General features: G+C 58.9%; 29 protein-coding genes. 12 read left to right on the top strand and 17 right to left on the bottom strand.

What is annotated here, in order from left to right:
• Positions 1-13: 13 nt before the first annotated feature.
• From IF199_RS17950 to IF199_RS17940, 3 genes are all read left to right on the top strand, one after another.
• Positions 14-499: a GNAT family N-acetyltransferase gene (locus IF199_RS17950; protein ID WP_192558284.1), complete on the top strand. Its 486-nt coding sequence runs from the start codon at positions 14-16 to the stop codon at positions 497-499.
• 85 nt (positions 500-584) lie between these two features.
• On the top strand, positions 585-2273 hold the full coding sequence (locus IF199_RS17945; protein ID WP_192558283.1) for a DUF2599 domain-containing protein: 1689 nt from the start codon (positions 585-587) through the stop codon (positions 2271-2273).
• Between the two features lie 66 nt (positions 2274-2339).
• A complete protein-coding gene (locus IF199_RS17940; RefSeq protein WP_192558282.1) occupies positions 2340-3578 on the top strand; it encodes a DUF2599 domain-containing protein in 1239 nt (412 codons plus the stop codon).
• 119 nt (positions 3579-3697) lie between these two features.
• On the opposite strand, the gene IF199_RS17935 is transcribed toward IF199_RS17940, so the two are convergent.
• From IF199_RS17935 to IF199_RS17925, 3 genes are all read right to left on the bottom strand, one after another.
• The gene (locus IF199_RS17935) at positions 3698-4267 is read right to left on the bottom strand and encodes a LemA family protein (RefSeq protein ID WP_102622049.1); all 570 of its coding nucleotides are present in this window, start codon (positions 4265-4267) and stop codon (positions 3698-3700) included.
• A 3-nt stretch (positions 4268-4270) separates the two neighbouring features.
• Positions 4271-5374 carry a hypothetical protein gene (locus IF199_RS17930; protein WP_192558281.1) on the bottom strand — a complete coding sequence of 368 codons (1104 nt, stop codon included), beginning with the start codon at positions 5372-5374 and terminating at the stop codon, positions 4271-4273.
• Between the two features lie 154 nt (positions 5375-5528).
• A complete protein-coding gene (locus IF199_RS17925; RefSeq protein WP_192558280.1) occupies positions 5529-6107 on the bottom strand; it encodes a DUF4337 domain-containing protein in 579 nt (192 codons plus the stop codon).
• Between the two features lie 511 nt (positions 6108-6618).
• On the opposite strand from IF199_RS17925, the gene IF199_RS17920 reads away from it, so the two are divergent.
• Positions 6619-6981 carry a DUF6124 family protein gene (locus IF199_RS17920; protein ID WP_192551939.1) on the top strand — a complete coding sequence of 121 codons (363 nt, stop codon included), beginning with the start codon at positions 6619-6621 and terminating at the stop codon, positions 6979-6981.
• A gap of 68 nt (positions 6982-7049) precedes the next feature.
• On the opposite strand, the gene IF199_RS17915 is transcribed toward IF199_RS17920, so the two are convergent.
• The 5 genes from IF199_RS17915 to IF199_RS17895 all read right to left on the bottom strand — a co-directional run bounded on the left by IF199_RS17915 (position 7050) and on the right by IF199_RS17895 (position 10287).
• The gene (locus IF199_RS17915; protein WP_192558279.1) at positions 7050-7409 is read right to left on the bottom strand and encodes a hypothetical protein; all 360 of its coding nucleotides are present in this window, start codon (positions 7407-7409) and stop codon (positions 7050-7052) included.
• Between the two features lie 34 nt (positions 7410-7443).
• A complete protein-coding gene (locus IF199_RS17910; RefSeq protein WP_192558278.1) occupies positions 7444-7890 on the bottom strand; it encodes a GFA family protein in 447 nt (148 codons plus the stop codon).
• Positions 7891-8027: 137 nt separating this feature from the next.
• Positions 8028-8528 carry a DUF3916 domain-containing protein gene (locus tag IF199_RS17905; protein WP_192558277.1) on the bottom strand — a complete coding sequence of 167 codons (501 nt, stop codon included), beginning with the start codon at positions 8526-8528 and terminating at the stop codon, positions 8028-8030.
• Between the two features lie 44 nt (positions 8529-8572).
• Entirely contained in the window at positions 8573-9679 is a 1107-nt protein-coding gene (locus IF199_RS17900; RefSeq protein WP_192558276.1) for a DNA alkylation repair protein, read from the bottom strand.
• Between the two features lie 2 nt (positions 9680-9681).
• Entirely contained in the window at positions 9682-10287 is a 606-nt protein-coding gene (locus tag IF199_RS17895) for a glutathione S-transferase (protein WP_192558275.1), read from the bottom strand.
• 364 nt (positions 10288-10651) lie between these two features.
• On the opposite strand from IF199_RS17895, the gene IF199_RS17890 reads away from it, so the two are divergent.
• The 4 genes from IF199_RS17890 (at position 10652) to IF199_RS17875 (ending at position 14965) form a co-directional block, all read left to right on the top strand.
• On the top strand, positions 10652-12028 hold the full coding sequence (locus tag IF199_RS17890; protein WP_192558274.1) for a hypothetical protein: 1377 nt from the start codon (positions 10652-10654) through the stop codon (positions 12026-12028).
• Between the two features lie 382 nt (positions 12029-12410).
• Positions 12411-12815, top strand: a complete 405-nt coding sequence (locus tag IF199_RS17885) for a TraR/DksA family transcriptional regulator (protein WP_007935965.1) — start codon at positions 12411-12413, stop codon at positions 12813-12815.
• 228 nt (positions 12816-13043) lie between these two features.
• Entirely contained in the window at positions 13044-14648 is a 1605-nt protein-coding gene (locus IF199_RS17880) for a methyl-accepting chemotaxis protein (RefSeq protein ID WP_192558273.1), read from the top strand.
• A 113-nt stretch (positions 14649-14761) separates the two neighbouring features.
• On the top strand, positions 14762-14965 hold the full coding sequence (locus IF199_RS17875; protein WP_096820153.1) for a hypothetical protein: 204 nt from the start codon (positions 14762-14764) through the stop codon (positions 14963-14965).
• 6 nt (positions 14966-14971) lie between these two features.
• Here IF199_RS17875 and IF199_RS30410 read toward each other — a convergent pair whose 3' ends face one another.
• The gene (locus IF199_RS30410; RefSeq protein ID WP_096820152.1) at positions 14972-15220 is read right to left on the bottom strand and encodes a hypothetical protein; all 249 of its coding nucleotides are present in this window, start codon (positions 15218-15220) and stop codon (positions 14972-14974) included.
• A 406-nt stretch (positions 15221-15626) separates the two neighbouring features.
• On the opposite strand from IF199_RS30410, the gene IF199_RS17870 reads away from it, so the two are divergent.
• The 3 genes from IF199_RS17870 to IF199_RS17860 all read left to right on the top strand — a co-directional run bounded on the left by IF199_RS17870 (position 15627) and on the right by IF199_RS17860 (position 17430).
• On the top strand, positions 15627-16097 hold the full coding sequence (locus IF199_RS17870; RefSeq protein ID WP_007950541.1) for a hypothetical protein: 471 nt from the start codon (positions 15627-15629) through the stop codon (positions 16095-16097).
• A 5-nt stretch (positions 16098-16102) separates the two neighbouring features.
• Entirely contained in the window at positions 16103-16300 is a 198-nt protein-coding gene (locus IF199_RS17865; RefSeq protein WP_085731966.1) for a hypothetical protein, read from the top strand.
• Between the two features lie 116 nt (positions 16301-16416).
• Positions 16417-17430 carry an ABC transporter substrate-binding protein gene (locus IF199_RS17860; protein WP_192558272.1) on the top strand — a complete coding sequence of 338 codons (1014 nt, stop codon included), beginning with the start codon at positions 16417-16419 and terminating at the stop codon, positions 17428-17430.
• 37 nt (positions 17431-17467) lie between these two features.
• Here the strand turns inward: IF199_RS17860 and IF199_RS17855 are convergent, their stop codons facing one another.
• Entirely contained in the window at positions 17468-19600 is a 2133-nt protein-coding gene (locus IF199_RS17855) for a TonB-dependent receptor (RefSeq protein ID WP_192558271.1), read from the bottom strand.
• Positions 19601-19693: 93 nt separating this feature from the next.
• On the bottom strand, positions 19694-20080 hold the full coding sequence (locus IF199_RS17850; RefSeq protein ID WP_096820149.1) for a DUF2946 domain-containing protein: 387 nt from the start codon (positions 20078-20080) through the stop codon (positions 19694-19696).
• A gap of 94 nt (positions 20081-20174) precedes the next feature.
• Between IF199_RS17850 and IF199_RS17845 the strand changes: the two genes are divergently transcribed.
• Positions 20175-20615: a DUF3995 domain-containing protein gene (locus IF199_RS17845; RefSeq protein WP_102620901.1), complete on the top strand. Its 441-nt coding sequence runs from the start codon at positions 20175-20177 to the stop codon at positions 20613-20615.
• Here IF199_RS17845 and IF199_RS17840 read toward each other — a convergent pair.
• Genes IF199_RS17840 through IF199_RS17815 form a run of 6 tightly spaced genes read right to left on the bottom strand, consistent with a single transcriptional unit; the run spans position 20612 to position 26651 of the window.
• Positions 20612-20974: a Na+/H+ antiporter subunit G gene (locus IF199_RS17840; protein WP_096820147.1), complete on the bottom strand. Its 363-nt coding sequence runs from the start codon at positions 20972-20974 to the stop codon at positions 20612-20614. The two genes, IF199_RS17845 and IF199_RS17840, sit on opposite strands and share 4 nt — an antisense overlap.
• On the bottom strand, positions 20971-21249 hold the full coding sequence (locus IF199_RS17835; protein ID WP_003225959.1) for a K+/H+ antiporter subunit F: 279 nt from the start codon (positions 21247-21249) through the stop codon (positions 20971-20973). The genes IF199_RS17840 and IF199_RS17835 overlap by 4 nt, the downstream gene beginning before the upstream one ends.
• The gene (locus tag IF199_RS17830; protein WP_096820146.1) at positions 21246-21734 is read right to left on the bottom strand and encodes a Na+/H+ antiporter subunit E; all 489 of its coding nucleotides are present in this window, start codon (positions 21732-21734) and stop codon (positions 21246-21248) included. Before IF199_RS17830 ends, IF199_RS17835 begins: the two co-directional genes overlap by 4 nt.
• On the bottom strand, positions 21731-23410 hold the full coding sequence (locus tag IF199_RS17825) for a monovalent cation/H+ antiporter subunit D (protein WP_192558270.1): 1680 nt from the start codon (positions 23408-23410) through the stop codon (positions 21731-21733). The genes IF199_RS17830 and IF199_RS17825 overlap by 4 nt, the downstream gene beginning before the upstream one ends.
• Complete coding sequence (locus IF199_RS17820; protein WP_096820144.1) at positions 23407-23751, bottom strand: Na+/H+ antiporter subunit C; 345 nt, start codon at positions 23749-23751, stop codon at positions 23407-23409. Before IF199_RS17820 ends, IF199_RS17825 begins: the two co-directional genes overlap by 4 nt.
• Positions 23751-26651, bottom strand: a complete 2901-nt coding sequence (locus IF199_RS17815; RefSeq protein ID WP_192558269.1) for a monovalent cation/H+ antiporter subunit A — start codon at positions 26649-26651, stop codon at positions 23751-23753. The genes IF199_RS17820 and IF199_RS17815 overlap by 1 nt, the downstream gene beginning before the upstream one ends.
• Positions 26652-26755: the final 104 nt, after the last annotated feature.

Below are 26755 nucleotides of genomic sequence, written 5' to 3'. Positions count from 1 at the left end.
GGGCAGGGCAGCCATGAACTTGAAACACAGGCCGGTGAAGGCTGACGACGTCAAAACCATTTGCGGTTTTCCGCAGGGCGTTCAGGAGTTGTATTTCATGTTCCCGAAGGCGGAATTTCCGTTGACGGAAGCGCAGATGAACGCCGCGATCAGCCAGCGCTTCGACTCCACGGTTTTCGAGGTGGATGACGTGGTGGTCGGGTTCGCCAACTTCTATCGCGCCGAGCGCCAGGGTATTTGCTGCATCGGCAATGTGATCGTGGCACCGAGTGCCCGGGGCAAAGGCGTGGCCCGGTTTATCGTCGAGACCATGACTGAACTGGCCTTCGAGCGCTGGGAGGCCAAAGAGGTGCAGTTGTCCTGTTTCAACGAAAATACGGCGGGATTGCTGCTGTATCCGACGCTGGGGTTTGTGCCGTTTGATATCGAGGAGCGCGCCGCGCCGGGTGGTGGGCGGACGGCGTTGATTCATATGAGGCGCAGCAGAAGTGCGGCTTGATCCACTATCGGTTTGACCGTCAGGGTTGTGCTAACTACGCTGCTTTTCATGGAAGTGTCATCTCGCACGACAAGGAGTGTCGGTTATGCGCGCAGCCGTTCGTTCGCCTTTTATCCTGAGTCTGTTTCTGCCCCTGGCATTCAGCGCCGTGGCTGCCCAGCCACCCCTGGATCCGCTGGAAACCCTGAACCGCATCAACCGCAACTACAACACCCTCAAGGATGCGTGCCAGGAGCCTGACACCGGCGCCGCTCGCGGGCATTACTACTGCAGTGGCGTGACGTTGCGCATGGTCAACGACGGGCCGTTCAACCCGTGGGACTACAGCCCTTACGCGATCAAGATCGGTGCGACGTCCTACTCGTGGATTCGCAAGGATCTGAGCACGCGCATCCTCATTCACCCGGCCGGTTTCATCCTGCGCAATCCCACCGATGCAGCGGCGCTGCAACTGCCGGTCAAGGAGCAAGGCTTCACCTGCATCTACGCGTTCGATGGCGGCACCGGGCCCGAGCGCAAGTGGTATGGCTGTGGCTTCTTCGACAGCCGCGAACCGCCGCGCGCCGCACAGGGAACCATGAACAACAAGAACGCCGCGCTGGCTTATGGTACCTGCGCGGAGGCCGGGGTGAGCACTGCCGAGCAGTGGACCAACAAGTACACCGGGCTGATGAAAGGACCGATCCAGTACGGCCAGTGCTCCTGGAATGCGGAAAAACCCAGCGACTGGAACGCGATGATCCGTGTCCATGAATCAAGGGTGAACACCACCAACAAAGACCCGTTCGCCTTCAGTGCGCAGGTCAACGAATTCATGTTGAAGAACGCCTCGGCCACCAACGATGGCAGCGAAAACATGAAGTACATCGACGCCTTCATTTACAACGTCAACAGCACCCAGAACTTCGCCACTCGCGGCGATCAGGCGCCACCCAAACCGGAAGACGGCCTGAACAGTGCGCGCAATTTCCAGAAGAAACTTCAGGCCCAGGGTTACAGCGTGCCGGTCCTGCGGCTGGATTTCACCAAGCCGCCGGAGCAGCGCTTCAGCTATGTCGCGGCGGATCAGGCGATTGATCTGACGACCGCCGGCAACGGCCAGCCTGCACCGGTGACATCTCGCTTTATTGCTTCAGCCAATTGGGTCGAACGCCACGATCCCGGTGCCGGCAAAAACGAATGGACGCTCAACGTCACGCCCACCGCTCAGGGCAAGGCGATTCAGGCCAGCGATCAGGAAGCGTTGTACAAGGAACTGTTCGCGCTGCGCGGTGCCGACAGCCAGTGGCGCGACAACGAAAAATCTCCCGGCAGCATGCGTCAGCAACTCAGTTGTCTGGTGCAGAACTACCCGGGCAAGACCGAGTGGAACCTGGAACCGTTCCGTCCCGTCGTCAGCCCACAGGAAGCCGCCAAGGCTGGCTGCAACCCGCTGCCGGTCAAGGCACCGCAGTACATCGCTTCCGCCGACTGGGTCAAACGCTACGACCCGGGCACCCGTCAGGACGAATGGACCTTGAGTGTCGTGCCAACGGCGGCCGGACGCGCTTTGCCCAACGATCAAATCGATGCTCTGTACCAGCAGTTGTTCGCCCTCAAGGGCGCCGATGGCAACTGGCGCGACAACGAAAAATCCGTCGGCAGCATGCGTCAGCAATTGAATTGCGTTCTGGTGAATTATCGCGCCAAGACACCGTGGAATCTTGAACCCTTCCGGCCTGCGCTTTCGGACGCCGAGACCCGGGCGGCGGGGTGCAATCCGGTTACGCGCTAAGCCCCGCCGGGTACCGGACGTCATTGAACAGGGAAGACGAGAAGAACAATCAGGGAGAAACACGTCATGAAAGAACGCTGGAGCAGGATCGTCCCATTATTTGCGGTTCCGTTGTTTCTGCACGCGACCTTGGCCAATGCCGAGTCCTGCGAAGACACGCTGAAGCGCGTTGAAAGCCTGTACAACAACACCACCGCCAGTTGCGGCAAAGACCCGGCGTCAGACTGTTCGGGATTGCTGATTCGCGGCACTCACCGCGCCGATCCGGCAAAAGGACAGAAGTGGGATGTCTGGAACCCCAGCCCCAAAGCGGTCGAGCTGGGCACGTTTGCCGCGTCCTACATGCGGGCCGATGGCATCAGCTACGAAGACCCCGGCATGAGCACCCAGAACGGCTACATCATCACCCCGGTCGACATGGTGCGTGACCCGGAAAATCCCGTGCACGTTTACTGCGCATTCCCCAACGATGCCTGGACCGATTTTCGCGACGACCGTGGCTGCGGTAACAACAAGAACACCAGTCAGACCGAGGCAGTCTGCCAGTCCATGGCCCCGCCAATCACCAACGTCAACGCCTGGGTCGCGCACTTCACCAAGTTCAACAACGACCGCAAGCAGGACCAGTTGCAATGCGGCTTCAACATGCGCAACCCGATGAGCAGCCAGGATCGGGTCAACGCGTTCCAGAACTTCATGGGCGCCCGACGCGTCATCAACACCCGTGAATTCCAGACCCAGACCGAGTTGCGCCTGGGCAATCCGAAGACTGATGAGTTGCCGATCCTGGCCTTTTTCTACAGCGATTCACGGGGTTTGAACGACGCCCTGGCCAACCAGCGCGACTATAAGGCCAAGACCGGCAAGGACCGCAACATCGTCAAGATCGACTTCCCAAAAACGCCGACCAGCAAGGCTACGTTCTCGTGCATCCAGACCGCGGCGCCACCGGCCCAACAGTTCTGCGACAAGTACATCGAATCCAGCACCTGGGCCCAACGCGACGACCCGAAACTCGGGCCGAAGACCTGGTCGCTGCAAGTCGTGCCGACTGCTTGCGGACGTGCGATCAAGGATGACCAGACCGACCGGATGTTTGCCGAGCTGTACAACAAACACAAAGACGACGAGCAATGGCGGATGTACAGCGTCAATGGCGGGTCATTGCGCCGGCAGCTGGTTTGTCACTTGGCCGCGTCGTTCGATGGCAAGCCTGTGAGGAACAAGCCGGAATGGAATCTGGAACCGGCGCGGCCGTATGTAGATCAGGCGACGGCGGTGGCTCAGCGGTGTAATCCTTACTGAGGTTTTGAGCTGTGGAGTCCGGTCTGCCGGTGCCTTTGGTGTTGGCAGGCTGGAGGAGGTCTTGGGGGCGCCGCTCTGATCGTCCATCACCCTTGTGGACGATCAGGGCATCACGCGGATCAGAGATTCGGGGTGTAAGAGAAACCTTGCGAAGCTTCGCTATCGGAGAACGGCGTAACCGGAGATTTCTTGTTGAACAGGCCATTGATGACCGAGCCAGGGAACATTTCGATGGAGTTGTTGAACAGCTCGACGTTCCGGTTGTAAATGGTGATGGCCGCGCCGACATTCTCTTGCTGTTCGGCAATTTCACGCATCATGTTGTTCGCCGCTTCCGATGCTTTCAGATCAGGGTAAGCCTCAAACGCGATGTGCAAGCCACCCATCAGCGCCTTCGTGGCGGTTTCAACGGTCGCGAGGGCATTGCCGTCCGCTCCGGCAGGAAGGCTTTTTACGGCGCTGCGAAGGCCGGCTATTTTTTCGAGGAGGCTAGCCTCAAAGACCATGAAGTCTGCGAGCACCTTTTGCAGTTGATCGAGAATCTTCGTCTTCTGGCGTTCGTAAACGAGGACGTCCGCCCAGGCACGTTGTACTCGATTGTGCCCCCCGATAATGCCGTTGTAGATGACGAAGCCCGTCACGATTATGACTGCAGCGATAATGGCGGAGAGGGCGAGTGGGATGTCCATGTCTTACTTCTCTTGGCGGTTTTTTGGGAGAGAGGAGGTAAAGTTGTCGTCGTGCAGCTCACTGAGTGCATGGCTCCATTGGAGCGCAGACATCAGGCGTGGCAGATCGACACCAGCAGAAATTTCTGCATAAAACTCGTTGGGTGAAGACAGCGAATATTGAGTACCGAACGCGAGCAGGTCGCTATCCGCGAAGCTCAGGCAGAGCTTTCCACTGTCGGCGAACTCCAGGTTTGGACGATGGAGGATGTTGAACAGCTTCAGCAAGTGGAGCACCGTCGAAGGCTTGATGAATTTCGCACAGAGCATCTCGCTGCCACCCGTCAAACGGAACGCTTTATTAAAATCCGGAGAAGCGGTGTCCATGCGGCACGGATAGTCGTTCTCTGACTGATCATCAGATCTGACCGATACCCCGGTGACCCATGGAAAGTCGATGACCAGACTGTACCTGTCATAGTGGTCATAAATCACTCGAGTCTCCGTTTTTGTTTTTCCCTGGTCGTCGGTAACAGTGGTTTTCTCCGTTCGTTTGTTGATGTAGTGCAGCCGGTGGTACTCGTAAGGGAGGTTGCGGAGCGTGCCGGTAAATACACCCTGCATCGAATCGATCAACTCGCGGCTGTAGTTGCCCCGCCAGTAATCACTAAACTGCGCATCCAGCTTTTTGAGGGTCAAGCTCGAGTCTTCTTGCAGGTAAGTCAATCCGTTGTGGAAGTAGGATGACAGTCGAGCAATTTTGCTACTGAGTGCAGGCAAGCGATCAGATTTGGATTTCATCCATAGCAGACTCCAAATGGCAGACACGATGCCAAGCAAGCCAGAGCCCATGCCGAACAAGACGGGATCAATTTGCAGTTGGTAAAAAAAAGAAGCGACGTTACGGGAATCCAGATACCCATAAAGGGCCACAGTGCTCGCAATCAATAACATGCCAGTGCCGAAAAACCACCATGCGCGTGTGTAATTGAACTTGAGCGGGCCATTGTACGAGACGAACTCATGGATCACTTCCAATAGGTCGTCCTTGGATTCAGCCCTGTCCAGACGGGCTTCGCTCACGGCCAGCAACTTATTTAATCTCGCGTTCTGCGATGTGTTGGGCATGTAGACATCCATCAACGAGAGCAAGGTAGAAGACTCACAAAAGATTTGATTCTATTCATAATCTCTCAGGAATTTTGATAAGGAGTGGACGTTACCATTGTCATGCAATGACGGCTTCTGGCTGTGGATTCAACCGGCAGACGTACTGCCGCACTCAAATATGCAACCAGGCCAGCGAACCCAACATGACACCCACACCCGCCGCCCCAAACGAGACGCGCCTGAGCCATTCCTTGCGCGTCAGCAGGGTGATGGCCGCCAGTGAAATGGCGATTTGAATCGCGGTCATGGCCTGGGCCCAGCGGTGATGCTGATGCAGGACCTGCTCTGACTTCTCGTCCCACTCTCGCGCCTGCTGCTCAAGTGTTTCCGCCTTTTTGCGGGCGTCCTCTTTCTGCTCCGCGTAGCGCCGAGCCTCGGCAACATAATGAGCGGAATCCAGCCCCGGAAGATGGCTGGCCAGCTCCGACAGGTTCTGCCGACTGGACTTGGCCTGATAGTAGTTCCACTCGTTGGCTGCTTCGGTCTTCTGGATGGCCGCGTTGTTTTTGTCCATGGCCGCCTCGCTCTCCGTCGAACCGGCCTGATAACTCATCAGGGCGCCGACCGTCGCCATGATCGCCGTCATGACCGCAATCTTGCTGGCAAAGCGATCGCCTTTTGCGTGGGCATGATGGGTGGTGTGTTCAACGTGTTGCTCGTGAGGACTGGGGACTTCGAACTCTTCAGGCATGACGGTCGGACTTGGATTGATGGAGGAATTTGCGCGGATTATGCAGGGTGGCCGGTTTTTTAGACACAGGGGACTGGCGGTGTTTGGGTGAAAGCGGACGATCTGATTTACGTATTCCCGTCGGACTGCGAAACAGTCTCTTTTGTCAGAAATTAAACACGAAACACGTGGCCTGTTTATGAGATGCCTCTCGTCACATCCCGATGCCCACAACGCCTTGCGCCACTCCCTACACCTAAGACAGAATCCGCCGGCTTGTGCGTCTGGGGCACGGGTTTTATCGTTTCCGGGTCACTGAAAAACAGTGATCGGGTTTGGTAGCCCGAGTTAACTAGTCGCATAGCGCATCGTTCGCAGACCATTTCGGGTCTCTGCTTAATGGTGGCCATGCGCAGGGCACCTTCGGGTGCGCCGGGTTCCTAGTTACCGGTCTACCAACCCGCGTATTGGCCGCCACCCTTCGTTTGGTAGCGAGGGTGAAGGCTCCTTACCAATAATTAGGAGTTTCACCATGATCAAACCAACACCGAATCCACCAGAAACCGATCCAGTCTCACCCTACCAATTCCCCGATTCCCGAACCCTGAACGAAGCCGCCGAACGCGCCCTCGACCATTACCTGACCCCGCAACAACGCATCATGGGCAGCCACACCACACACGACCCCATGTTCCTGGCCAACCCCGCCTACAACAGCGAATCCCTGTTGGCCAACGCCAGCGAATCCCTCGATTCCGCCAGCGAAATGCTCAGCAACTTCGCCGCCATTCTCGAACCCGCCCACCGCAAAACCGCACTGGGTATCGCGCAAGTGGTCATGGTCGCGGGGCTGGCCGTGAATCAGGCGCTGGATAAGGTAGAGCTGAAAGCGTAGAGGCCGCCCTCAAGTAAAAGGGAGCAGATCCATTACCTGAATCTGCTCCCTTTTTTTGTTCGACTAGCTCAACCGTTGGCGTCTGCTCTCTTTTCCGCCGTCACGATGCAGGCTTTGTAGAAATTGGTATGGAAATCGCTGATCGCTTTCTGCTGCAAGCTCTCGCTTGAGTACTGAGGAATCGCGTACGCCTCGCGAATCAGCGTCTTGAACAACTCACCCACATACTCGCTCTGCTTGCCTGCCGCTTCGGCCAGTTCCCACACCGAATCCATGGGCGCGCCTTGCTGCCTGCTTTTCATGACCTGTTTGGCCGAGTTTTCTATTCGCTGGCACTCTTCGAGCTCTTCCTGCGGCACAGGGGAGGCATGAGCGGAAAGACTGATGGTGAAGGTTATCGCTGCTGCTGCAAGACATTGTTTGTGCACGAGGTGTCGTCCGTGATTTTGAGGCTGAACCTTATCATTCGTGGCTTGGCGCTACCATTGGAGCCAAAGGGAAGGGGGGGCGTCCACCTGATATACATGGGTTGGAGGAGATATACCAAGGGGCTGCAGAATCAGTATGAACGTGCTTCTGCTTTTCAGGCAGGAACGGCGTATCGAGCGTGCCCAGTGCTATCGAAACCCAGTCGGCAAACTCACCTTGAGATCGTGACCAGAACAAAGTAGAACCGCATTCCGAGCAGAACTCGCGTAATACCGACTCCGAAGAAACAAAGGATTTAATGCTGGCGGAGCCACGGAGTATGCGAAGTGCGCTTTGCGGAACACTGCCGTACGAAGCGAATGCGGCCCCGTGACCTTTACGGCATTGACTGCAATGGCAATGGCTCACTGCTTTTGGTGAGGTGGTTAATTCGTAACCGACGACTCCGCACAAACAGCTTCCCTGGTACACCTCTGACATACGCTTTCCGTTCAGGTGAAAAACGTCAGCGTAACCGTCTCAGTCTGATCAGTCGACCAATCGCTTGATGCCTGAAGTTGGGATTCGGGAAATTAAAACTTTCGCCAGGAGCATCCCGGACAATAGGCTGTTACTGATCAGGCGTGCTCCCCGATACACCACCACTGAACTTCGACTTCATCATCGTCCTGGGTTACATCATGCCCATGCTCAATGAAATTCTCGGGCACATCCAACGCAAGCCTTTCGCTCAAGTGTATCGGGGCAAGCGAGTTATGCTGCCCCAGAAAACTCAAGTAGTACTCACGGTCATAGAACACTGTCACTTCGCTCTGGTGTAACCAGGGCCATACCACCAGGCAGGCAATGCGGTAGTAACCTTGGCTGCGATCCGCTGCGCGGGAAAGATGAGCCGCTGCTTCGAGCAATTGCTGAACACAGAAGGCCTGCACTTCGATACGTGCTTGCGGACCTTGAACGAGGTTGTTGAGTACTGGGATTTTCCAGTGTGTGTAACGCTCTTGCTCATCGCTGCGAGGATGGAGCTCGCCGCTAAAACTCGCGGCCCAGTGCTCCAAGGAGCGGAGGTGACGGGGGGTGTTTCGGACTTTTTTGTTACTGAGGAACAATCTTCGCAAGGGGATATCCTTATGTGGCTTGATGACCAAACTATTTTTTATATTTATGAAACGAGGATGTTAACGGCAGCAGTCCCCAACCGCTCCCCATTAATCGTTACATGCACCGCATGCTCCCCCGCATAATGCTTGCGCGTAGTGAAATCCTTAATCACTTGCCTGCGGGTCACAACCTCACTCCCAAACCCCTCCAACACCAACGTCTTCAACTTGAAAACCTTGGCCGAAGTCCCACCATTCGCCTTCACATAGTCAATCGCATAATCAATCACCAACCGCTGTTCCACCGGCACCAACGACCGCACGGTGAATGACAAAGTGATCGTCTCTCCGAGCCGCACAACCGCCGGTTCAACCTTCACATCCAGCAACTCAACCTCAGCCTTCGCCCCTGCACCAATAACAGTGAGCGCCCGCAAATCCCCCTGTTTGATCAAACTTCGCAGCGCATGCTTCGCAATCCACGCCGTGTGCTTGTTCTCCAGCGACCACCCCTCAACTGTATCCAGCACCCACTCTGGATGTTCCTTGGTCACGTCATTCAAATGATTCGCCACAGATTTGCGCACATACAAACTCTCATCCGCCTTCAACCGGTCAAGAATCCCGGCGGCCAATTGCGGGTTTGCCTGCACCGGTTCCAGCCGAAACGACCATGGCAGGCGAGGGCGGCTGCCTTCGCTGGCGAGTCTGCGGACGTGGTGGTTTTCGTCTCGTGCCCAGTCGTGCATCAGTTCCAGCGAGCGCTCCAGGTCGCTGCGCAGGAAGTGGCGGATGGCGAATTCGGAGGAGCCGAAGGTGGTGAAGTACTTCAGGGCCTCCATCGAGGTGTCGAACGCGTGCGTGCCGTAGCTTGCGACGTAGTGCGGCAGGCTCATGCTGACGAAGCCGCTGTTCAGTCGTGGGGCGAGTTCACGTAGTACGGCGAGGGAATCTTCGTAGTCCAGTGGCAGCACGGCGTGCAGGCATTCGCTGACGCGGGCCATGCGTTGCATGACCGAGAGGTCGGCGAGGCCGTCGTTGGCGTGCTTGAGAAACGCCTTGGCCTTGAACGCCGGGTACACGGCGCTCATTTCTGTGGCGATGTGTTGCAGGCGTTCGGCGTTGAAGATTTCTTTCAGGGCCGGGGCGGTGGTTTCGGTTGTGCTCATGGTCAGGTCATCGGGGTGCTGATGAACGCTTGGAGGCCTTCGGCGTACGCGGTGTATTGGGCGATGCGCGGGAATCGTCCGGCGTCGATCTGGTCGGGGACGACGAGGCCGGTGAAGCTCCAGGCGACGGCGAGGGTGATGCCGTCCTGCTGGAGGGTGCCATCGGTGGGCAGTGGGTGTTTTTGCAGCTCGTGTTCGAGGGCGGTGAAGGCGGCGGCGAGTTGGCCTTCGACGCGTTCGACCCACGGCTGATATTGAATGTCGACCGGACGCAGGTTGCGTTCGTAGTAGAGCTGCACGGCTTTTTCGCAGGCGGCGAGACCGAGGCCGATCAGGCGTAGGGCTTTTACCCGTTGGGTCAGGTTGGTGGGCAGCAGGGTTTTGCCGGACAGGGCTTCGAGGTAATCGAGGATCAGCGTCGAGTCGATCAGTACCTGGCCGTCGTCGAGCACCAGGGTCGGCGCCTTGACCACCGGATTGATCTGCTGGAAGCGCTCGAAGTGGCGAAACACCGACACCGGGTCGTGTTCCAGTTCGATCCCAAGGCACTTGGCGGAAATCGCCACGCGGCGCACGTAGGGTGAGTCGAGCATTCCTATCAGTTTCATGTGCAACTCCTTGGGGCAGATCACGGCCATTCGATGGATTGTCGAATTTAGCGGTAAAGCTTGCCGGCTGACTACTGGGTAACTCGGCCGTTGAGTTTTTTCATTGTTGAAACAGAATCTGTAACAACCATGAAACACCCGAAAATAAAGGCTTTCGAGGGCCTTGCCAGTGGTTCTGTCGTATCTATAGTCAAAGTGCCAGCACCGACCAGGGATGGAAAAGTTAAGCGAGTTCAGGCCCTCTGGCTCTGTACTCGTTTGTATTACTCCCTTGCAGTCCATGACCCCTTGATCGTTGAGGTGCCGACCTGCGCGCGATCGATACGCAAAGGCGTGCTCTGGAAACTCAAGGGAGGGTTAAAGCATGTACAAGCACAGTTATTTAATTTGGTGTCTGGTTGGCGCGGGCGCATTAACAGGATGTGGCTCGAGACCGACTCCCGGTGTGGTCGCCGAAAACTGGGCAACCAATACAGAGCAATTAGGCATTCAGGCGATATATCCACCTCGGGCACAGTTCGAGGTCGGTGATGTTTTTGTTGCGCGTTCTGTTGGGAAGGGCCAGAAAAGCAAGACTGCCGATTATGTGTTGGGATCGATCCGCGTCGATCACATCGATCTGAGTGAGGAGTTGTACCGGTCTGCACCAACAGTGACCTTCGAGTCCTCGGATACCTACGACGATGGCACGGGCAGTGGTACTGTCCAGACCAGAAAAGTTTTGCCATTGAAGGTTCGTGACCGGGTGATAAATAGCTTGGTAGCTTTCCCAGGATTTACCTTTGCTTCGCTGGCTGAAAGTGATGTTGGCGTCAATGTCACCAGCAATGCTATCGGTGCGCTTATCGGGTTGGGACGTCGATCACAATACAGCGTGTCTTACTCGGTTCCGGCGGCGGAGACCTATGGTGTGAGCTATCTGGAGGCACGACGCCGGTTCAATGAGGTGGCGCCGACGCGTTACAGCATAAAGGATCGTCAAATGTTAAAGGAGGCCGCGCAGGCATTAAGCACGAGTCGCAGAGGTTCTGAGGGCGCGCAGTCGGTATTGGTTTTGATCACGGACGTATACCTGGCCCGAGCCATTGATGTGAGTGTTTCTTCTGAGGAGGGCATGAGTGCCACGTTCTCGGCATTGACCATGGCGATGGTTGATCTGAGTGACAAGAAGAAAAGCATCGAAGCGCAGTTGATCAAACTCCGCAAGGAGCCAAATGCTGGTGCTGGTGCTGGTGCTGGTGCTGGTGCTGGTGCTGGTGCTGAAGGCAAGGTTCAAACTAAAGAAGACAAGGAAACCAAGCCGGCAGACCCTCAAAAGCCTGGTAAGCCCCAGCCTGAGGTAAAAACCGCAGCCGCGGCAGTGTCGACGACCAGTCAAGCCAGAATTGACGAGTTGGAAGCCGAGTTGGAGCAGGTCAATTCTCAACTGCGTGACCGGGTGAACAAAGTTGCTCCAGATTTGCCGGGCGTGACGGGGTCGGTAGTCAGGTCCTCCGCGTTGGGTGTGACCTTGCGTCAGGCATTTGCTCGGCCGGTTGCTATCGGGTACCGGGGTATCAACTACAGCATTGAGTCGTTGCTTCCACCTCTAGTAACTGCACAGAACCTCGGAGAACTGGAGCCATCGCATGACAGAGTCGTGGTGTTGATCAAGGAGAATGCAGACCCGAAACTCCTTCCCAAGTCTGTTCGCGATTTATTGGAGAAAAGTCTACCGCAGCCACAGATTCGCCAACCTTGAGTTTCTGCTCATGCACAACGCCAGCCAGTGCGAGGCATTGGCTGGCGCGTACAAATTTGGGGATTCTGCCGTCAGAAAATGCGACAAAGCGCCGCTCATCCGCCGTTTGTCTTCTATATGCATCCGCTCGACTGAATTTCTTGCTATAAACGCACTCCGATGACCGCCGTGAAGCCTGTGTCAGAGCACTTTCCGGGCTTTGTCGGACAAATTCCCTGTATTTACAGTTGCTGAGGCCTCAAACGGGCCTTAGACTGCCGCCCCTTCGTAAATTGAGTGCCGGGTGGCGTTTGCAATAAACGATGCCTTTCCGATGACCGCAGGCGGTTCGCCGGAACGCTCCCTAATTCGCCTTAATGCACGTTTTTTTATAGAGATATCAATGACAAAGGACAAGTTGCTGGCCATGCCGGCAGATGACTACATGAATGCCGAGCAACACGCTTTCTTCAGCGAGCTGTTGCAGAACATGAAAGTCGAAACCCATGAGCGCATTGAGCAGAACCGTATTGCCATCGAGAGCCTGGACACCCCGGCTGATCCGGCGGACGCCGCCTCGGTGGAAGAAGAGCGCACCTGGCTGGTAAACGCGATCGATCGCGACCAGCGCATGCTGCCGCAACTGGAACAAGCCCTTGAGCGTATCAAGGAAGACAGCTTTGGCTGGTGCGACGACAGCGGCGAGCCGATTGGCCTGAAACGCCTGCTGATCAGCCCGACCACCAAGTACTGCATCGAAGCTCAAGAGCGTCACGAGCAGATCGACAAGCACCAGCGTCAGGCCTGATTCCTGAGGCGACCCCTTCAGTGTGGGTCGTCGCGAAAAGATCGCAGCCTTCTGCAGCTTTTATTTAAAGCGGCAGAAGGCTGCGATCTTTGCTTTTTCTCGTCTGCCGGAAATCCCCGCACCGTTCCATTGACCTGCCACAGACCCACGACTAACGGACCATGGATAATGGCCTTGTAGTGGCGTTTAATGCAGCCACAACAATGAGAACAAGCGTGGGGTAACGAAATGACGAGAGATGGATCTCTGGTTGCGGCTCTGCCTGCACCAGTTGTTTTGCCGAAGAATCGCTGGTTGACGCCGACCCTGCAAAGCATCGCCCTGATGCTGTTGCTGGCCGGGATGACTCTGGGCGAATGGCCGTTATACGTGGGCATGCCGCTGGCGGTACTGATCGTCTGGCTGCCGCGCCTGCGCTCCCGAGCGGTCCCCGATGCGCAACCGGTCGATAGCAGCAATGCGATGTCCGAGCTGACTCGCGACCTTTCCTACACCACCAGTCATAACGCGCTGTCAGCCGCCGGCGTGGCGTTTTCCGTCAAGGAACTGGCCGGCAAGCTGCAATCGCAACTCGACGCCGCCGCGCAGATCGTCAACAACGCCGAAGTGATGATCGCCACTGAACAAGCCACTTCCCAACTCAGCCGCGAAGCATTGGGCGCCGCCAGTGAAGCTCACCACAGCAGCGCAGCGGGGCGGACCGAACTGGTCGATTCCATTTCGCGCATGCATCAACTCAGTCAGCGCGCCAATGCCAGTCGTGAACTCATCGAAGCCTTGAGTCAGCGCAGCGACGACATCCAGCGCGTGACTCTGGTGATTCAGTCCATTGCCAGCCAGACCAACTTACTGGCATTGAACGCGGCCATCGAAGCGGCCCGGGCCGGCGAGCACGGACGCGGCTTTGCGGTGGTGGCGGATGAGGTGCGCGGTCTGGCGGCTCGTACGGCGACGGCCACCGGTGAAGTGGGTGAGATGGTCGCCGACATCCAGCAACGCACGGCGCAGGTGGTGGAGCAGATCCGCCAGCTCTCCGACGATTTGCACATCGGTGTCGAGCAGGTCGAACACACCGGCCAGCACCTGGAAAACATCGCGCGACTGGCTGCCGGGGTGGAATCCCAGGTCGGCGAAATCGCCCGCGGTGCCGAGACCAATCGCGAGCAACTCGACAGCCTGTTCTCCGCCATCGAGCAGATGCGCAGCGACCTGGCGATCAGCGATCAGCAGACCCGGCGCCTGGCCGAGGCGGCGGTGCAGATGGAGGGGCAGGCGGAAACCATCAGCGAGCGCCTGGCCGAAGTCGGTCTGGATGACTATCACCAGCGTATCTACGACCTGGCCCGTGAAGGTGCGGGGCAGATTGCCGCGCGTTTCGAGGCCGATGTCGAACAGGGCCGGATCAGCCTTGATGACTTGTTCGACCGCCAGTACCAGCCGATCCCGAACACTCAGCCTGCCAAGTTCCAGACTCGTTTCGACCGCTACACCGATCAGGTGCTGCCGGCGATTCAGGAGCCACTGTTGCCGCGTCATGAAGGTCTGGTGTTCGCTATCGCCTGCACGCAGCAAGGTTATGTACCGACCCACAACCAGGCGTTCAGCCAACCGCTGACCGGCGATGTGCAGGTCGATACCGTGCACAACCGCACCAAACGCAAGTTCGCCGACCGCACCGGTATTCGCTGTGGCAGCCATCAGCAACCGGTGCTGTTGCAGACATACACTCGCGATACCGGCGAGCTGATGCACGACTTGTCGGTGCCGATCATGGTCAAGGGGCGGCACTGGGGCGGGTTGCGCCTTGGCTACAAACCAGAGAACCCGCGGTGAGGCATTGTTGCCGGAACTGCAATTAAGCTGTGCACGAGCGTTGCTTTTTCCTCTTGATTGAAATCATTAACATGCCTGCATAGTTAGGTTGCTAATGAATTCGGGAGGTCAGCATGCAATGCAGAGTCGATGTCGCGGTGATGATCGGCAGCGGTGTTCCGGCCGGGCTGCGTGCGATGGGGCAAAGCGTCTGCTGGGTGGTACTGCTCAATGGCGAGCGCCGGGGTACGGCGTTCGCCAGTCGTGGCGAGGCGGAGGAGTGCAGGGCTGCGTGGCTTGCGCAGTTGGGCGCCGAATCCGCTGACAGCCTGCATTGATTGCGCTTAATGGCCGTGTGCTGCCCGTGACTCCAGCGAGCGGGCGAGAGCACAGGCTGCGTTGTGATCCTCACGGAAACCTCTGACGCGACCTGTCGACTTTTCCCTGATATGGAAAAAGGCGTTGCCGGCCGGGATCACCTGGAACAGTGGCTCCCGGCCACATCGTTCCGGTGCGTAGTCAGTCCCCAGGCTTGGGCCATTCAAGACAAAGGGTGGTTCGTGGGCCACGGCAAAGTGGGTCAAAGTGCACATATGAAGTCCTTTTTATGGATTGACCCGCATTTACAGACGGTTGCGGGTAGTCGCGAGCAGCGTCGCTGCTCTAGAATCGCCAACACCTGTTGACGGCATGACGTTATCTAAAGCAATTTTTTGCGTGCGATATGTCGGAAAAGTGCTTTTCTTGGTGAGTTTTTTCCCTAAAGTTCGTAGTCAGTTTTCTCTGGCCGACCGTGAGGCGTTTTCCTTCAACATTTGGAGAACGTCTTTGCAGGTTTCGCGAGTGGCATTCCAGTAGTCTTGTGAACCTCGCGTTGAATGAGCACTTGGCTCGTTCAGGCTTTTATTCGAGTCATTGCGCAACACCATCGGCCTGGCCGTTTTTAATGTCGTGCGCGTTTTTCGCGTGCGGCACTCTTTCAAGTGTGGGGATGTTTCTTTGGCAGTCAGTAACCTCGATATGCATGCTTTGTTCGTGCTGGGTGATTTGCGGGCAAAGCTGGTCAAGCAGTTTCAATCGCGTTTTGTTTACATCACCGAGCAAAACGCCGAAGGCATTTACGTTGCCGAAATCGACACCGAAAGCGCATTGGTGGTCGACGACAAGCCCGGCCTCAAGCTCAAGGTCGGCGATCATTTCAGCGCTTCGGTACTGCCCAGCCGTGAAGGCGGCAAGATGGACATCCGTTTTCGCGAGATCAAAATGACCGTGTACGGCCTGGGCGACTATGCCTTCGTCACCACGGCCGATGGCCATGCCATCGTATTCAAGGAAGGCCATAGCGCAGTTACGGTGTTCGCCGCCAACGAGCAGCTACAGGAAGGCCTGACCAAAACCCTCAAAGCCGTCACCGCCAAGGCCGCCAAGTGGCGCAAGGGTGAGCTGGTGACCTTCAAGGCCAGCGAGTGACGGGCGTGAGTCGCGCCGATTTCCATTTGCAGAACCTCGACAGCGCCCGCGACGAAGCCCGGCGCCTGTTCGATGCAAAGGCCGAATTGAAGGGTGCCTGGCTCGGTTGGGTCGCCTCGCAGATCTACGCTTTGCAGCCTGCTGAGTACGCCAGCATGGTCAGACGCGAGCTTCAACGCTTGAAGGAAATGTCTGAAAAGTAGCCTCGTCCGTGTCATGCCCCTGAAAAAGCAGGAACCTCGTCTACAGTCAGTTGACTGAGTATTCAGAGGCCCCAGGCCTTCCTGCTATTGCTGTGAACAGCACGAGGTGCAAAAGCATGAACGGATTTCGACGGTTGCTGGCCGCTTTCATGGCCACATTCGGCTTGATGGCTGCGGTACCGACGGTCAATGCGGCGCAGACCCCGATTCACTTCGCCGACCTGAACTGGGAAAGTGGCAGCCTGATCACCGATGTCCTGCGGATCATCGTCGAGAAGGGCTACGGCCTGCCGACGGACACGTTGCCGGGCACCACCATTACCCTGGAAACCGCGCTGGCCAACAATGACATTCAGGTCATCGGCGAGGAGTGGGCCGGGCGCAGTCCGGTTTGGGTCAAGGCCGAGGCCGAGGGCAAGGTCGCCAGCCTGGGCGACACGGTCAAAGGCGCCACCGAAGGCTGGTGGGTGCCGGAATACGTGATCAAGGGCGATCCGGCCAAGGGCATCAAACCACTGGCGCCGGACCTGCTCAGCGTCAGCGATCTGAAGAAGTACAAGGACGTGTTCAAGGACCCGGAAACCCCGAGCAAGGGGCGGTTCCTCAACAGCCCGATCGGCTGGACGTCGGAAGTGGTGAACAAACAGAAGCTCGCGGCTTATGGGCTGCAGGATGACTTCACCAATTTCCGCAGCGGCTCCGGTGCGGCGCTGGATGCCGAAATCAGTTCGTCGATCCGCCGGGGCAAACCGGTACTGTTCTATTACTGGTCGCCGACGCCGTTGCTCGGCAAGTTCAAACTGGTGCAACTGGAAGAGCCACCGTTCGACGCCGAGGCCTGGAAGACCCTGACCGACGCCGACAATCCCAACCCGAAACCGACCCGTTCATTGGCCTCGAAACTGTCGATCGGGGTGTCTGCACCGTTTCAGAAGCAATATCCGCAGATCGCGGCGTTTTTCAGCAAGGTCGATTTTCCGATCGAGGATCTGAACAAGGCACTGGCCGATATGAGCGAGAAACACACCCCGCCACGGGAAGCTGCGGAGGCGTTCATGAAGGCCCATCCGGATGTGTGGCAGGCGTGGTTGCCTAAGGATGTGGCGGAGAAGGTTCAGGCAGGATTGTAGTGAGGTGGCGAGGGGGCTTGCCCCTCGCCAGGTTGAGTCAGAACCGGGTCTGCACCGCCAGTTCAAAGGTGCGCGGTGTGCCCAGGTAGTAAGCCGGCGACACATGGGCGAATTCGGCATATACCTCGTTCGTCAGGTTACGCACGCGTCCGGTGACGGTGGTGTGAGTATCGACCTTGTAGCTGAGGAAACTCCCGAACAACGTGTACGACGGTACGGTCATGGTGTTGGCATTATCCGCATACACCGAGGCCACATACCGCGCATCAACCCCACCTTGCCACTGTGGCGAAAAGTCATAGGTCAGCCACAGATTGCCGACCCGATCCGGCACATTGGTCGGCGTGTTGCCCTTGCGTGATACCACCACGCCGGCGGCGTTCTTCTCGTTGAACTCATCGTACTGCGCATCGACCCAGGCAAAATTGCCCTCGGCCAGCAGCTTGTCGGTGATCCGCAGTGAGCTGGCAATCTCGATACCTTTGGACGTCTGTTGGCCGACCGGAATGCTGTTGGTCGGGTCCAGTGGATCGGTGACGGCAAAGTCTTTGCGCTCGATGGTGTAAGCCGCGACTGTCGCGGAACCGCGACCGTTCAGATAGTCGAACTTGCTGCCGATTTCCCATTGCTTGCCCGTTGAAACATCGAAGTCCTGAGTACCACCGGGTTGCTCGGCGGCGGTGCTGTATTGCACATAAACGTTGGCTGATGGAATGAACTGGTAGGTCAGGCCGACGCGCCCGGTGACCGGTTCCCAACTGCGCTTGAGGTGGCGCGGGTTGCTCGCCGTCACCGTGCGATGGTTGGTCACGTCCAGGTCGATGTCGTCATAGCGCAGGCCGGTGAGCAACGAGAGTTTGTCAGTCAGTGCCAGGCGGTTTTCGGCGAACAACGCCTTGGTGGTGACCTCGTTGGTCTTGTCGCTGACAAACCCCGGCTTCGTGCCCGGAATGTCATAGAAATGCCCCGGGCGATAATTGTTCGGGTCCACGGTGCTCGCGCCTTTGACGTTGAGCGGCGAGTTGGTGGTCTGGTTGACCTTGTACTCGAAGCCGCCGGACCAGGTGGTGTCGAGGCCGAACAGCGTGTTGTCGTGGCGCAGTTCGAACTGGTTGCCGTCCTGCTCACCCTGATGCCGGACCTGATAGGCCGTGGAGCGGTTCACCGCGCTGTTGTCGGCGTTGTACTGGTAGGTTTCGAGGTTGCGGTAATCACGCTGGCTGTCGAGGTGATAGAGCGTGTTGCGCAGGGTGGTGCTGTCGTTGATCCGGTAATCGATGATCGAGCGCACCCAGATCGTCCGCTGCTCGTAGCGACCGTCCTCGACGTTGTAGTTGTTGAAGCGGTTGTGCCGGTCGATTTTCAACTCGCCAGCCTTGGGGTTGAGCACCGGGGTGCCCCAGTACGGGCTGTCTTCGTGTTCGTCCTGATATTCCAGGGCCAGGGTGTGCGACAGGTTCGGCGTCAGGTCGCTGAGCAGCGAGAACGCCATGCTCCAGGCATCGCGTTCCTGACGGTCGATGTAGCCGTTGCTGGTGTTGTGGCTGACGTCGAGGCGGGCGTAATGCTGCACGTCGGCGCCGGGCTGGCTGAGGGCGTGGTTGAGGCCGAACGCGGTTTCGGTGGTGTCGTAAGTGCCGTAGCTGACCCGGCCTTCGGCGGCTTGCTCGTCGCGAGTGGCCAGTTTGGTCACGTAGTTCAGCGAGCCGCCCACCGAACCGGCGCCGTTGATCAGCGACGACGGGCCGCCGACCAGCTCCACCCGATCATAGATCCACGAGTCCACCGGCCGCGCCAAACCACCAGAGACATTGACGCCGTTGAACATCTGGGTGATCTGGCTGCTGGTAAAACCGCGATAGGACACGAATCCGCCAAACCCCGGCGGTGCACTGGCGTTGACGCCGGGCAGGGTGTTGGCGGCGTCCTGGAAGTTCTGCGCACCGTGGCGCTCGATGTCGTTGCGGTTGGCGATGGCTACCGAGGCCGGGGTGTCGCGTACGCTCAAGCCGAGGCGCGAGGCCATGCCGCTGGACTGGTCGAGGCTCAGCCCCGGTTCGGCGGCGGACTCGCCGTCAATGGTGATCGGCGCCAGATCCACAGTGGATTGTGCCCAGGCGTTGACGGACAGGCAGCCGCACAGGCTCGCCAGCAAGGTAAGTTGTTTCATCGATTGAATCCTGAATGCTTGTCTAGGAGTCAGCGCACAGACGAACGCCGCGCGTTGGCGCAGTGGGCTGACAAATCAAAAAGGCAAAGACACTCAGGCGAGCGGCGGGGCGCGGGGGTTGGCCGAAGGCCAGGTGAAGCGAGCAGGGAGGTCGGCGCTGACAATGACCGGCAGCGGCGGGCTGTGTTGTTCCGGCAGGATCGCCAGGGTCAGGCTGGAGTTGAACGCCGGGCCCATGCCGCCGGTGGAGCACAGCGGACAGCCAAAGGCTTTGGCCAGGGTCGGCAGTTTTTCTTCGGAAGGATTGGACGCGAGTGGCGCCTGGGTGCTCGGGTCGACGGCGCAGAACTGGCCACCGATTCCGTTGAGCTGCATCCCGACCATTTGTCCGTGACCGATACTGCAGGCGAACACGTTGAACAGGACGCAGCAATAGAGCATCCAGGCCAGCAGTGAGCGATCGGAACGGGTGAATTTCATGGGGCGGCACTTTACCGCACCGCTGACCGGTCGTGCACATGTAAAAATGCCGACTAGGATGTTTTGTTCAAGTCCCTTGAAAGGATTCTCGACCATGACCTTTGTGTTGGCTCAATGGCTGGTGACGATATTTGCGGCGATCAGCCTGATGCATGTGTATTGGGCGATGGGTGGAGAGTGGGCGGCTGTGGCGGTGGTGCCGCAGGTTCCGGTGGATAACGGCGGACTGACGCTCAGGCCGGCGTTCAAGCCGTCAGGCTGGATCACGTTGGCGGTGGCGGCAGCCCTGCTACTGATTGCCGCACTGGTGTGCATGAGGGTGGGCTGGTGGTTTTCGCCGGTGCATCACTGGGCGTTGCAGTGGGTGATCAGCGCGATTGCGCTCTTGATGTTTGCGAGGGCGATCGGTGATTCGGAACTGGTGGGTTTTTTCAAGGAAGTGAAGGGTTCGCGGTTTGCCCGGCTCGACACTTGGATTTACTCACCGTTGTGTCTGATTCTGGGAGCCGGGCTGTTGGCTGTTGCCTGGATCTAGCTGCCGCTCTCGGTGCGTCGGCTGCTCACCTCGGCCGGCACATCGTCCCCGGCCATGCGTTTGCGGAACAACGCCGCACGCGCCAGCAGCAGGGTGGTCACCGGCACGGTGATCGACAGCAGAATCGGGATCAGCCATGCGTGCAGCACCGGCCCGGACTTGAGCGCGGAAAAGCAGATAATCGACGCCAGCGCCACGCACCACGCGCCGAGGGTCGAGGCCAGCGCCGGCGGGTGCATGCGCTGGAAGTAATCCTTCATCCGCAACAGCCCGGCCGCACCGATCAGGGCAAACACGCCGCTGAGCACCAGCAAGATCGCCACCGGGATTTCCACCCACAGAGACAATTCAGCGTTCATTCGATCACCTCGCCACGCAGCAGGAATTTCGCCAGGGCAAACGAGCCGACGAAGCCGAACAGCGCGATCAGCAGCGCCGCTTCGAAATAGGTGTCACTGGAGTAACGAATTCCCAGCGTCAGCATCATCAGCATGGCGACGATGTACAGGTAGTCCAGCGCCAGTACCCGGTCCTGTGCTGACGGCCCTTTGAACAGGCGAATCAGCGTCAGTACCATCGCCAGCGAGAACAGGAACAGCGTCAGCAGAATCGCATTCGACAGCAGTGGGCTCATTCGAAAATCTCCATCAACGGCCGCTCGTAAGTGACCTTGAAGTGCTGGATGAATTGCGCCTCGTCATCCAGATCCCAGACGTGCAGCAACAGAATGCTGCGATCCAGCGCCAGTTCCGACCACACCGTGCCGGGCACGACCGTACAGATCATCGACAGCGCCGCCAGACCGTTGGCATCGCGCAGATCCAGTGGCACCTTGATGAAGCGTGAGCGAGGCGGGCGGCGACCGGCGTTGAGCACGCCCCAGGCCACCGCCAGATTGGAGATGATCACGTCACGCCCGACCAGCAGGAACAGGCGCAGAATTGCACCGGGCCGGCGGATGTGGATCTGTTGCGGGCGTAGTTTGCGCATCATCAGTGGCGCGCAGAAGCCCAGTACGGCACCGAGAAGGAGATTGCCGGGGCTGATCGACAGGTTCAGCACCAGCCACAACAGCCACAGCGCAAGCGATAGCCATGGCGCAGGAAACAGACGCTTCATGGTTGTACCTCCAACAGCGCAGCCTTGGCTTCCGGGCTTGGCACGGCGCGCGTACCAAGCACCGCCATCACGTATTGCTGCGGGTTGTTCAGGGCGTCTGCGGCAGCCTGGGTGTAACGCAGCAGCGGCTCAGCCTTGAAGGTCAGGGCGATGCTCAGGCCGAGCAGCAGGAAAATCGGCACGCATTCGAGTTTGCGCAGCACCGGCGACGGGCGCTCTTCCGGCGACCAGAAACGCTGGATACCCAAACGCGAGAAAGCCATCAACGAGCCGAGGCCGGTGAGGATCAGCAATGCCAGCAACGCCCAGGCAGCATTCGAGATCGGTTCGCCAGTGCCGAGCCCCAACGGGTTGAGCAATGCGCCGATCAGGCTCAGCTTGCCAATGAACCCCGACAGCGGCGGCATGCCGATGATCAACAGCGCACACGCAATGAAACTCAAGCCGAGGAAGGCCATGGTCCACGGAATCACCTGGCCGACGACGGCTTTCTGGTCATCGTCGAGGTTGATGCCCTTGACCGGTCGTTGCCATTCCTGCGGACGCGGCAGCAACTCGTTTTCGTCTTCGAGCGGTATTTCGATGGCGGTGCGCGAACGTTCGATCAGTTCCGCCAGCAGGAACAGTGCGCTGAGTGCCAGTGTCGAGCTGACCAGATAGAACAGCGCCGCGCCGATCAGGTTCGGCTGGGCGAAACCGACCGCCGACAGGAGAATCCCCGCCGACACCAGAATGCTCAGGCTGGCCATGCGCTCCAGGCGTTGCGCGGCGATGATCGCCACGCCCGCGCAGAGCATGGTCGCCATGCCGCCGTAGATCAGCCAGTCGCCGCCGAAGTAGGCCGAGGCGCCGGCCTGCCCGGAGAACAGCAGCGTCCACAGGCGCAGCAAGGTATAGACGCCGACCTTGGTCATGATCGCGAACATCGCCGCCACCGGTGCACTGGCCGAGGAATAGGCCGGGACCAGCCAGAAGTTCAGCGGCCACATCCCGGCCTTGGCCAGGAACGCCACCGCCAGAATCGCCGCGCCGGCATGCAGCAAGCCACGATCGGCCTCCGGCACCAGCGGAATTTTCATTGCGAGGTCGGCCATGTTCAGCGTGCCGGTGACGCCGTAGATCAGCGCCGCGCCAATCAGAAACAGCGACGAGGCCAGCAGGTTGATCGAAATGTAATGCAGCCCCGACGACACCCGTGCCCGGCCCGAACCGTGGAGCAGCAAACCGTAGGACGCCGCGAGCAGCACTTCGAAGAACACGAACAGGTTGAACAGATCTGCAGTCAGGAACGCGCCGTACAGGCCCATCAACTGAATCTGGAACAGCGCGTGGAAGCTTGAGCCTGCGCCATCCCAGCGCGCCATGGCGAACAGCAGGGCGCTGACGCCGATGATGCCGGTCAGCACCAGCATCAAGGCCGACAGCCGATCGACCACCAGCACGATGCCGAACGGCACTTGCCAGTTGCCCGGCAGGTAGACGCCGATGGAACCGGGTACGCCGGTGGTCTGGGTCCATTGCAGCAACAGTACGGAAATGCCCAGGCCCAGCAGACTGGAGAACAGGTTGATCTTGGCCTTCAGCGGCCGGTGTTTCTCGCCGAGCATCAGCATGATGGCGGCGGTCAGCAGCGGCAGCAGAATCGGCGCAGCGATCAGGTGAGTCATCGCCGTCATTCCTTGGGCTCCCGACCGTCCACATGGTCGGTGCCGGTCAGGCCCCGTGAAGCGAGCAGCACCACCAGAAACAGCGCGGTCATGGCGAAGCTGATGACGATGGCCGTCAACACCAGCGCCTGAGGCAGCGGATCGGTGTAATTGAGCAGATCCTGCGGTACGCCGTCCTTGATGTTGGGTTCCTTGCCGATGAACAGGCTACCCATGCTGAAGATGAACAGGTTGACGCCGTAGGACAGCAGGCACAGGCCCATGACCACCTGGAACGTCCGCGGGCGCAGGATCAGCCAGACGCCGGAGGCAGCGAGCACTCCGATGGCGATTGCGATGACTTCTTCCATCAGACGGCTCCTTTGATGGCAGCGGTTTTGTGACCCCGGACCGATTGGTGGGCGAGGGCGGTGAGGATCAACAACGTCGAACCCACCACCACCGCATACACACCGATGTCGAAGAACAGCGCGCTGGCGATATGGATTTCACCCAGCACCGGCACACTGAAATGCCAGGTGTGCGTGGTGAGGAACGGATAACCCGCCAGCATCGCGCCAAGACCGGTGACCGTGGCGAACAGCAATCCGGTGCCCATCCAGCGCAGCGGTCGCAGGCTCATTTGCGCCTCGACCCACTGGGTGCCGGCGACCATGTATTGCAGGATGAACGCCACCGACATCACCAGGCCGGCGACGAACCCGCCGCCCGGTTGGTTGTGGCCGCGCAGGAACAGGTAGAACGACACCACCAATGCAATCGGCAGCAACAGGCGAACCAGCACCGCCGGCACCATCATGAAGCCGAGTGCGGTGTCGCTGGCCGAACGCGGGTTGACCAGATCGGTGACCACGTCCGGCGCCAGCAGGCGTTGCTGGGCTGGCAGTTGCAGGCTTTCTTTCGGTGGGCGGAAGCGTCGCAGCAGGGCGAATACGGTCAGCGCCACGGCCACCAGTACGGTGATTTCGCCGAGGGTGTCGAAGCCACGGAAGTCCACCAGCATCACGTTGACCACGTTGCTGCCGCCGCCTTCAGGCAGGGCACGGCTCAGGTAGAACGAGGAAATGTCGTTCGGGGTCTGGCGGGTCAGCATCGCGTAGGACAGCAGCGCCATGCCGCCGCCGACGGCAATCGACAGCAGCAAGTCGCGCAGACGCCGCACACGGGCCTTGCGCAGGCTGCTCGGCAGCGGCGAAACCTCTTCGATCCGTCGTGGTAGCCAGCGCAGGCCCAGCAGGATCAGCACCGTGGTCACCACTTCGACCACCAGTTGTGTCAGGGCCAGATCCGGTGCCGAGAACCAGACGAAGGTCACGCAAGTCATCAGGCCGCAGACGCTGACCATGGTCAGGGCGGCGAGACGGTGATACTTGGCCTGCCACGCAGCGCCGAGGGCGCAGGCGATTGCCAGCAGCCACAGGGTCACGAACACGATGGAACCGGGGATCTTCGGCCGGTCGCCCCAGCTCAGGCTGCTGTGCAGCATCGGGATCAGCCCGGCGAGCACTGCCGCCAATACCATCAGGAACAACTGCGTTTGCAGGCGTTTGGTGCCGATCCGCCGCTCCAGACGTCGGGCCAGGCGCATCATCGCCACCAGGCTGCGTTCGAACAGGCGCTTGCCATTGAAGCGGCCTACCAGCGGCGGGAACTTGAAACGGCCACGCTTGAGCTGATTACGCAGCAGCAGGTAGACCACGATGCCGCCGGACATGGCGATCAGACTCATGATCATCGGTGCATTGAGACCGTGCCAGATCGCCAGACTGTATTCCGGCAGCACGCCACCGACCACCGGCAACGCCGCGGCGGCCAGCAACGGGCCGACCACTTGAGCCGGGAAAATCCCTACCAGCAAACAGGTGAACACCAGCAACTCAACCGGTGCACGCATCCAGCGCGGCGGCTCGTGCGGGGTGTGCGGCAGATCGGTGGCGGTCGGGCCGAAGAACACGTCGACGGTAAAGCGCAGCGAGTACGCAACGCTGAACGTACCGGCGATGGTCGCCACGATTGGCAGCGCGGCTTCAACCCACGCCGTGGCATTGATGAACACGGTTTCGGCGAAGAACATTTCTTTCGACAGGAAACCGTTGAGCAACGGCACGCCGGCCATGGACGCACTGGCGACCATCGCCAGGGTGGCGGTGAACGGAATCAGTTTGAACAGGCCGTTGAGCTTGCGGATGTCGCGGGTGCCACTTTCGTGGTCGATGATCCCGGCGGCCATGAACAGCGAAGCCTTGAAAGTCGCGTGGTTGAGAATGTGGAACACCGCCGCGACCGCTGCCAGCGGACTGTTCAGGCCCAGCAGCAATGTGATCAGGCCGAGGTGGCTGATGGTCGAGTAGGCCAGCAGCCCCTTGAGGTCGTTCTGGAACATCGCGCAGTACGCGCCGAGCAACAGCGTGGCGGCGCCGGCACCGCTGACGATGTAGAACCATTCTTCGCTGCCGGACAGCGACGGCCATAACCGCGCGAGCAGGAAGACCCCGGCTTTGACCATGGTCGCCGAGTGCAGATAGGCCGAAACCGGTGTCGGCGCCGCCATGGCGTGGGGCAGCCAGAAGTGGAAGGGGAACTGGGCGCTTTTGCTGAGGGCGCCGATGAGAATGAGGGGAAGCAGGATAGGGTAGAGGGCATGTGCACGTATCTGATCGCCGGCGGCCAGGACCTTGTCCAGGTCATAGCTGCCGACCACATGGCCGAGGATCATGACCCCCGCCAGCAGGCACAATCCGCCGGCACCGGTAACCATCAGCGCCATATAGGCGCCGCGCCGGGCGTCGTGGCGGTGGTGCCAGTAACCGATCAACAGGAACGAAAAGAGGCTGGTCAGCTCCCAGAAGAACACGATCTGGATCAAGTTGCCCGAAATCACCAGCCCGAGCATGGCGCCCATGAACGCCAGAAAGAACGCGAAGAAACGCGGCACCGGGTCATCCGGCGACATGTAATAACGGGCATACAAGGAAACGAGGGTGCCGATGCCCAGCACCAGCATCGAGAACAGCCAGGCGAAGCCGTCCATGCGCAGGACGAAGTTCAGGCCAAGGCTGGGCAGCCACGTGAACTCTTCACGGATCACGCCGCCATGGGCGATTTGCGGGAACAGCAAGGCGACCTGGACAGTACCGATCAAAGCGACCAGACCTGCCAACAGGGATTCGGCGTTACGTGCGTTGTGCGGCAGCACGGCTGCCAGACAGCTGCCCACAAAAGGCAGAAGCAGTAGAACTATCAGGGACATAGGCTTCTAATCTGCGGAAGTTTGTGAAGCATCATACGTGCCAGCTCCCGGATCGCCAAACGCAAGGATGTCTCTGAATCCTACAAAGTAGCCGCAAATTGTTT

It is taken from the genome of Pseudomonas allokribbensis, from assembly GCF_014863605.1.
In the GTDB taxonomy this organism is placed as follows: Bacteria; Pseudomonadota; Gammaproteobacteria; order Pseudomonadales; family Pseudomonadaceae; genus Aquipseudomonas; species Aquipseudomonas allokribbensis.
The sequence above is the reverse complement of the archived record's forward strand: the minus strand, read 5'-3'. Positions and strand labels throughout refer to the sequence as shown.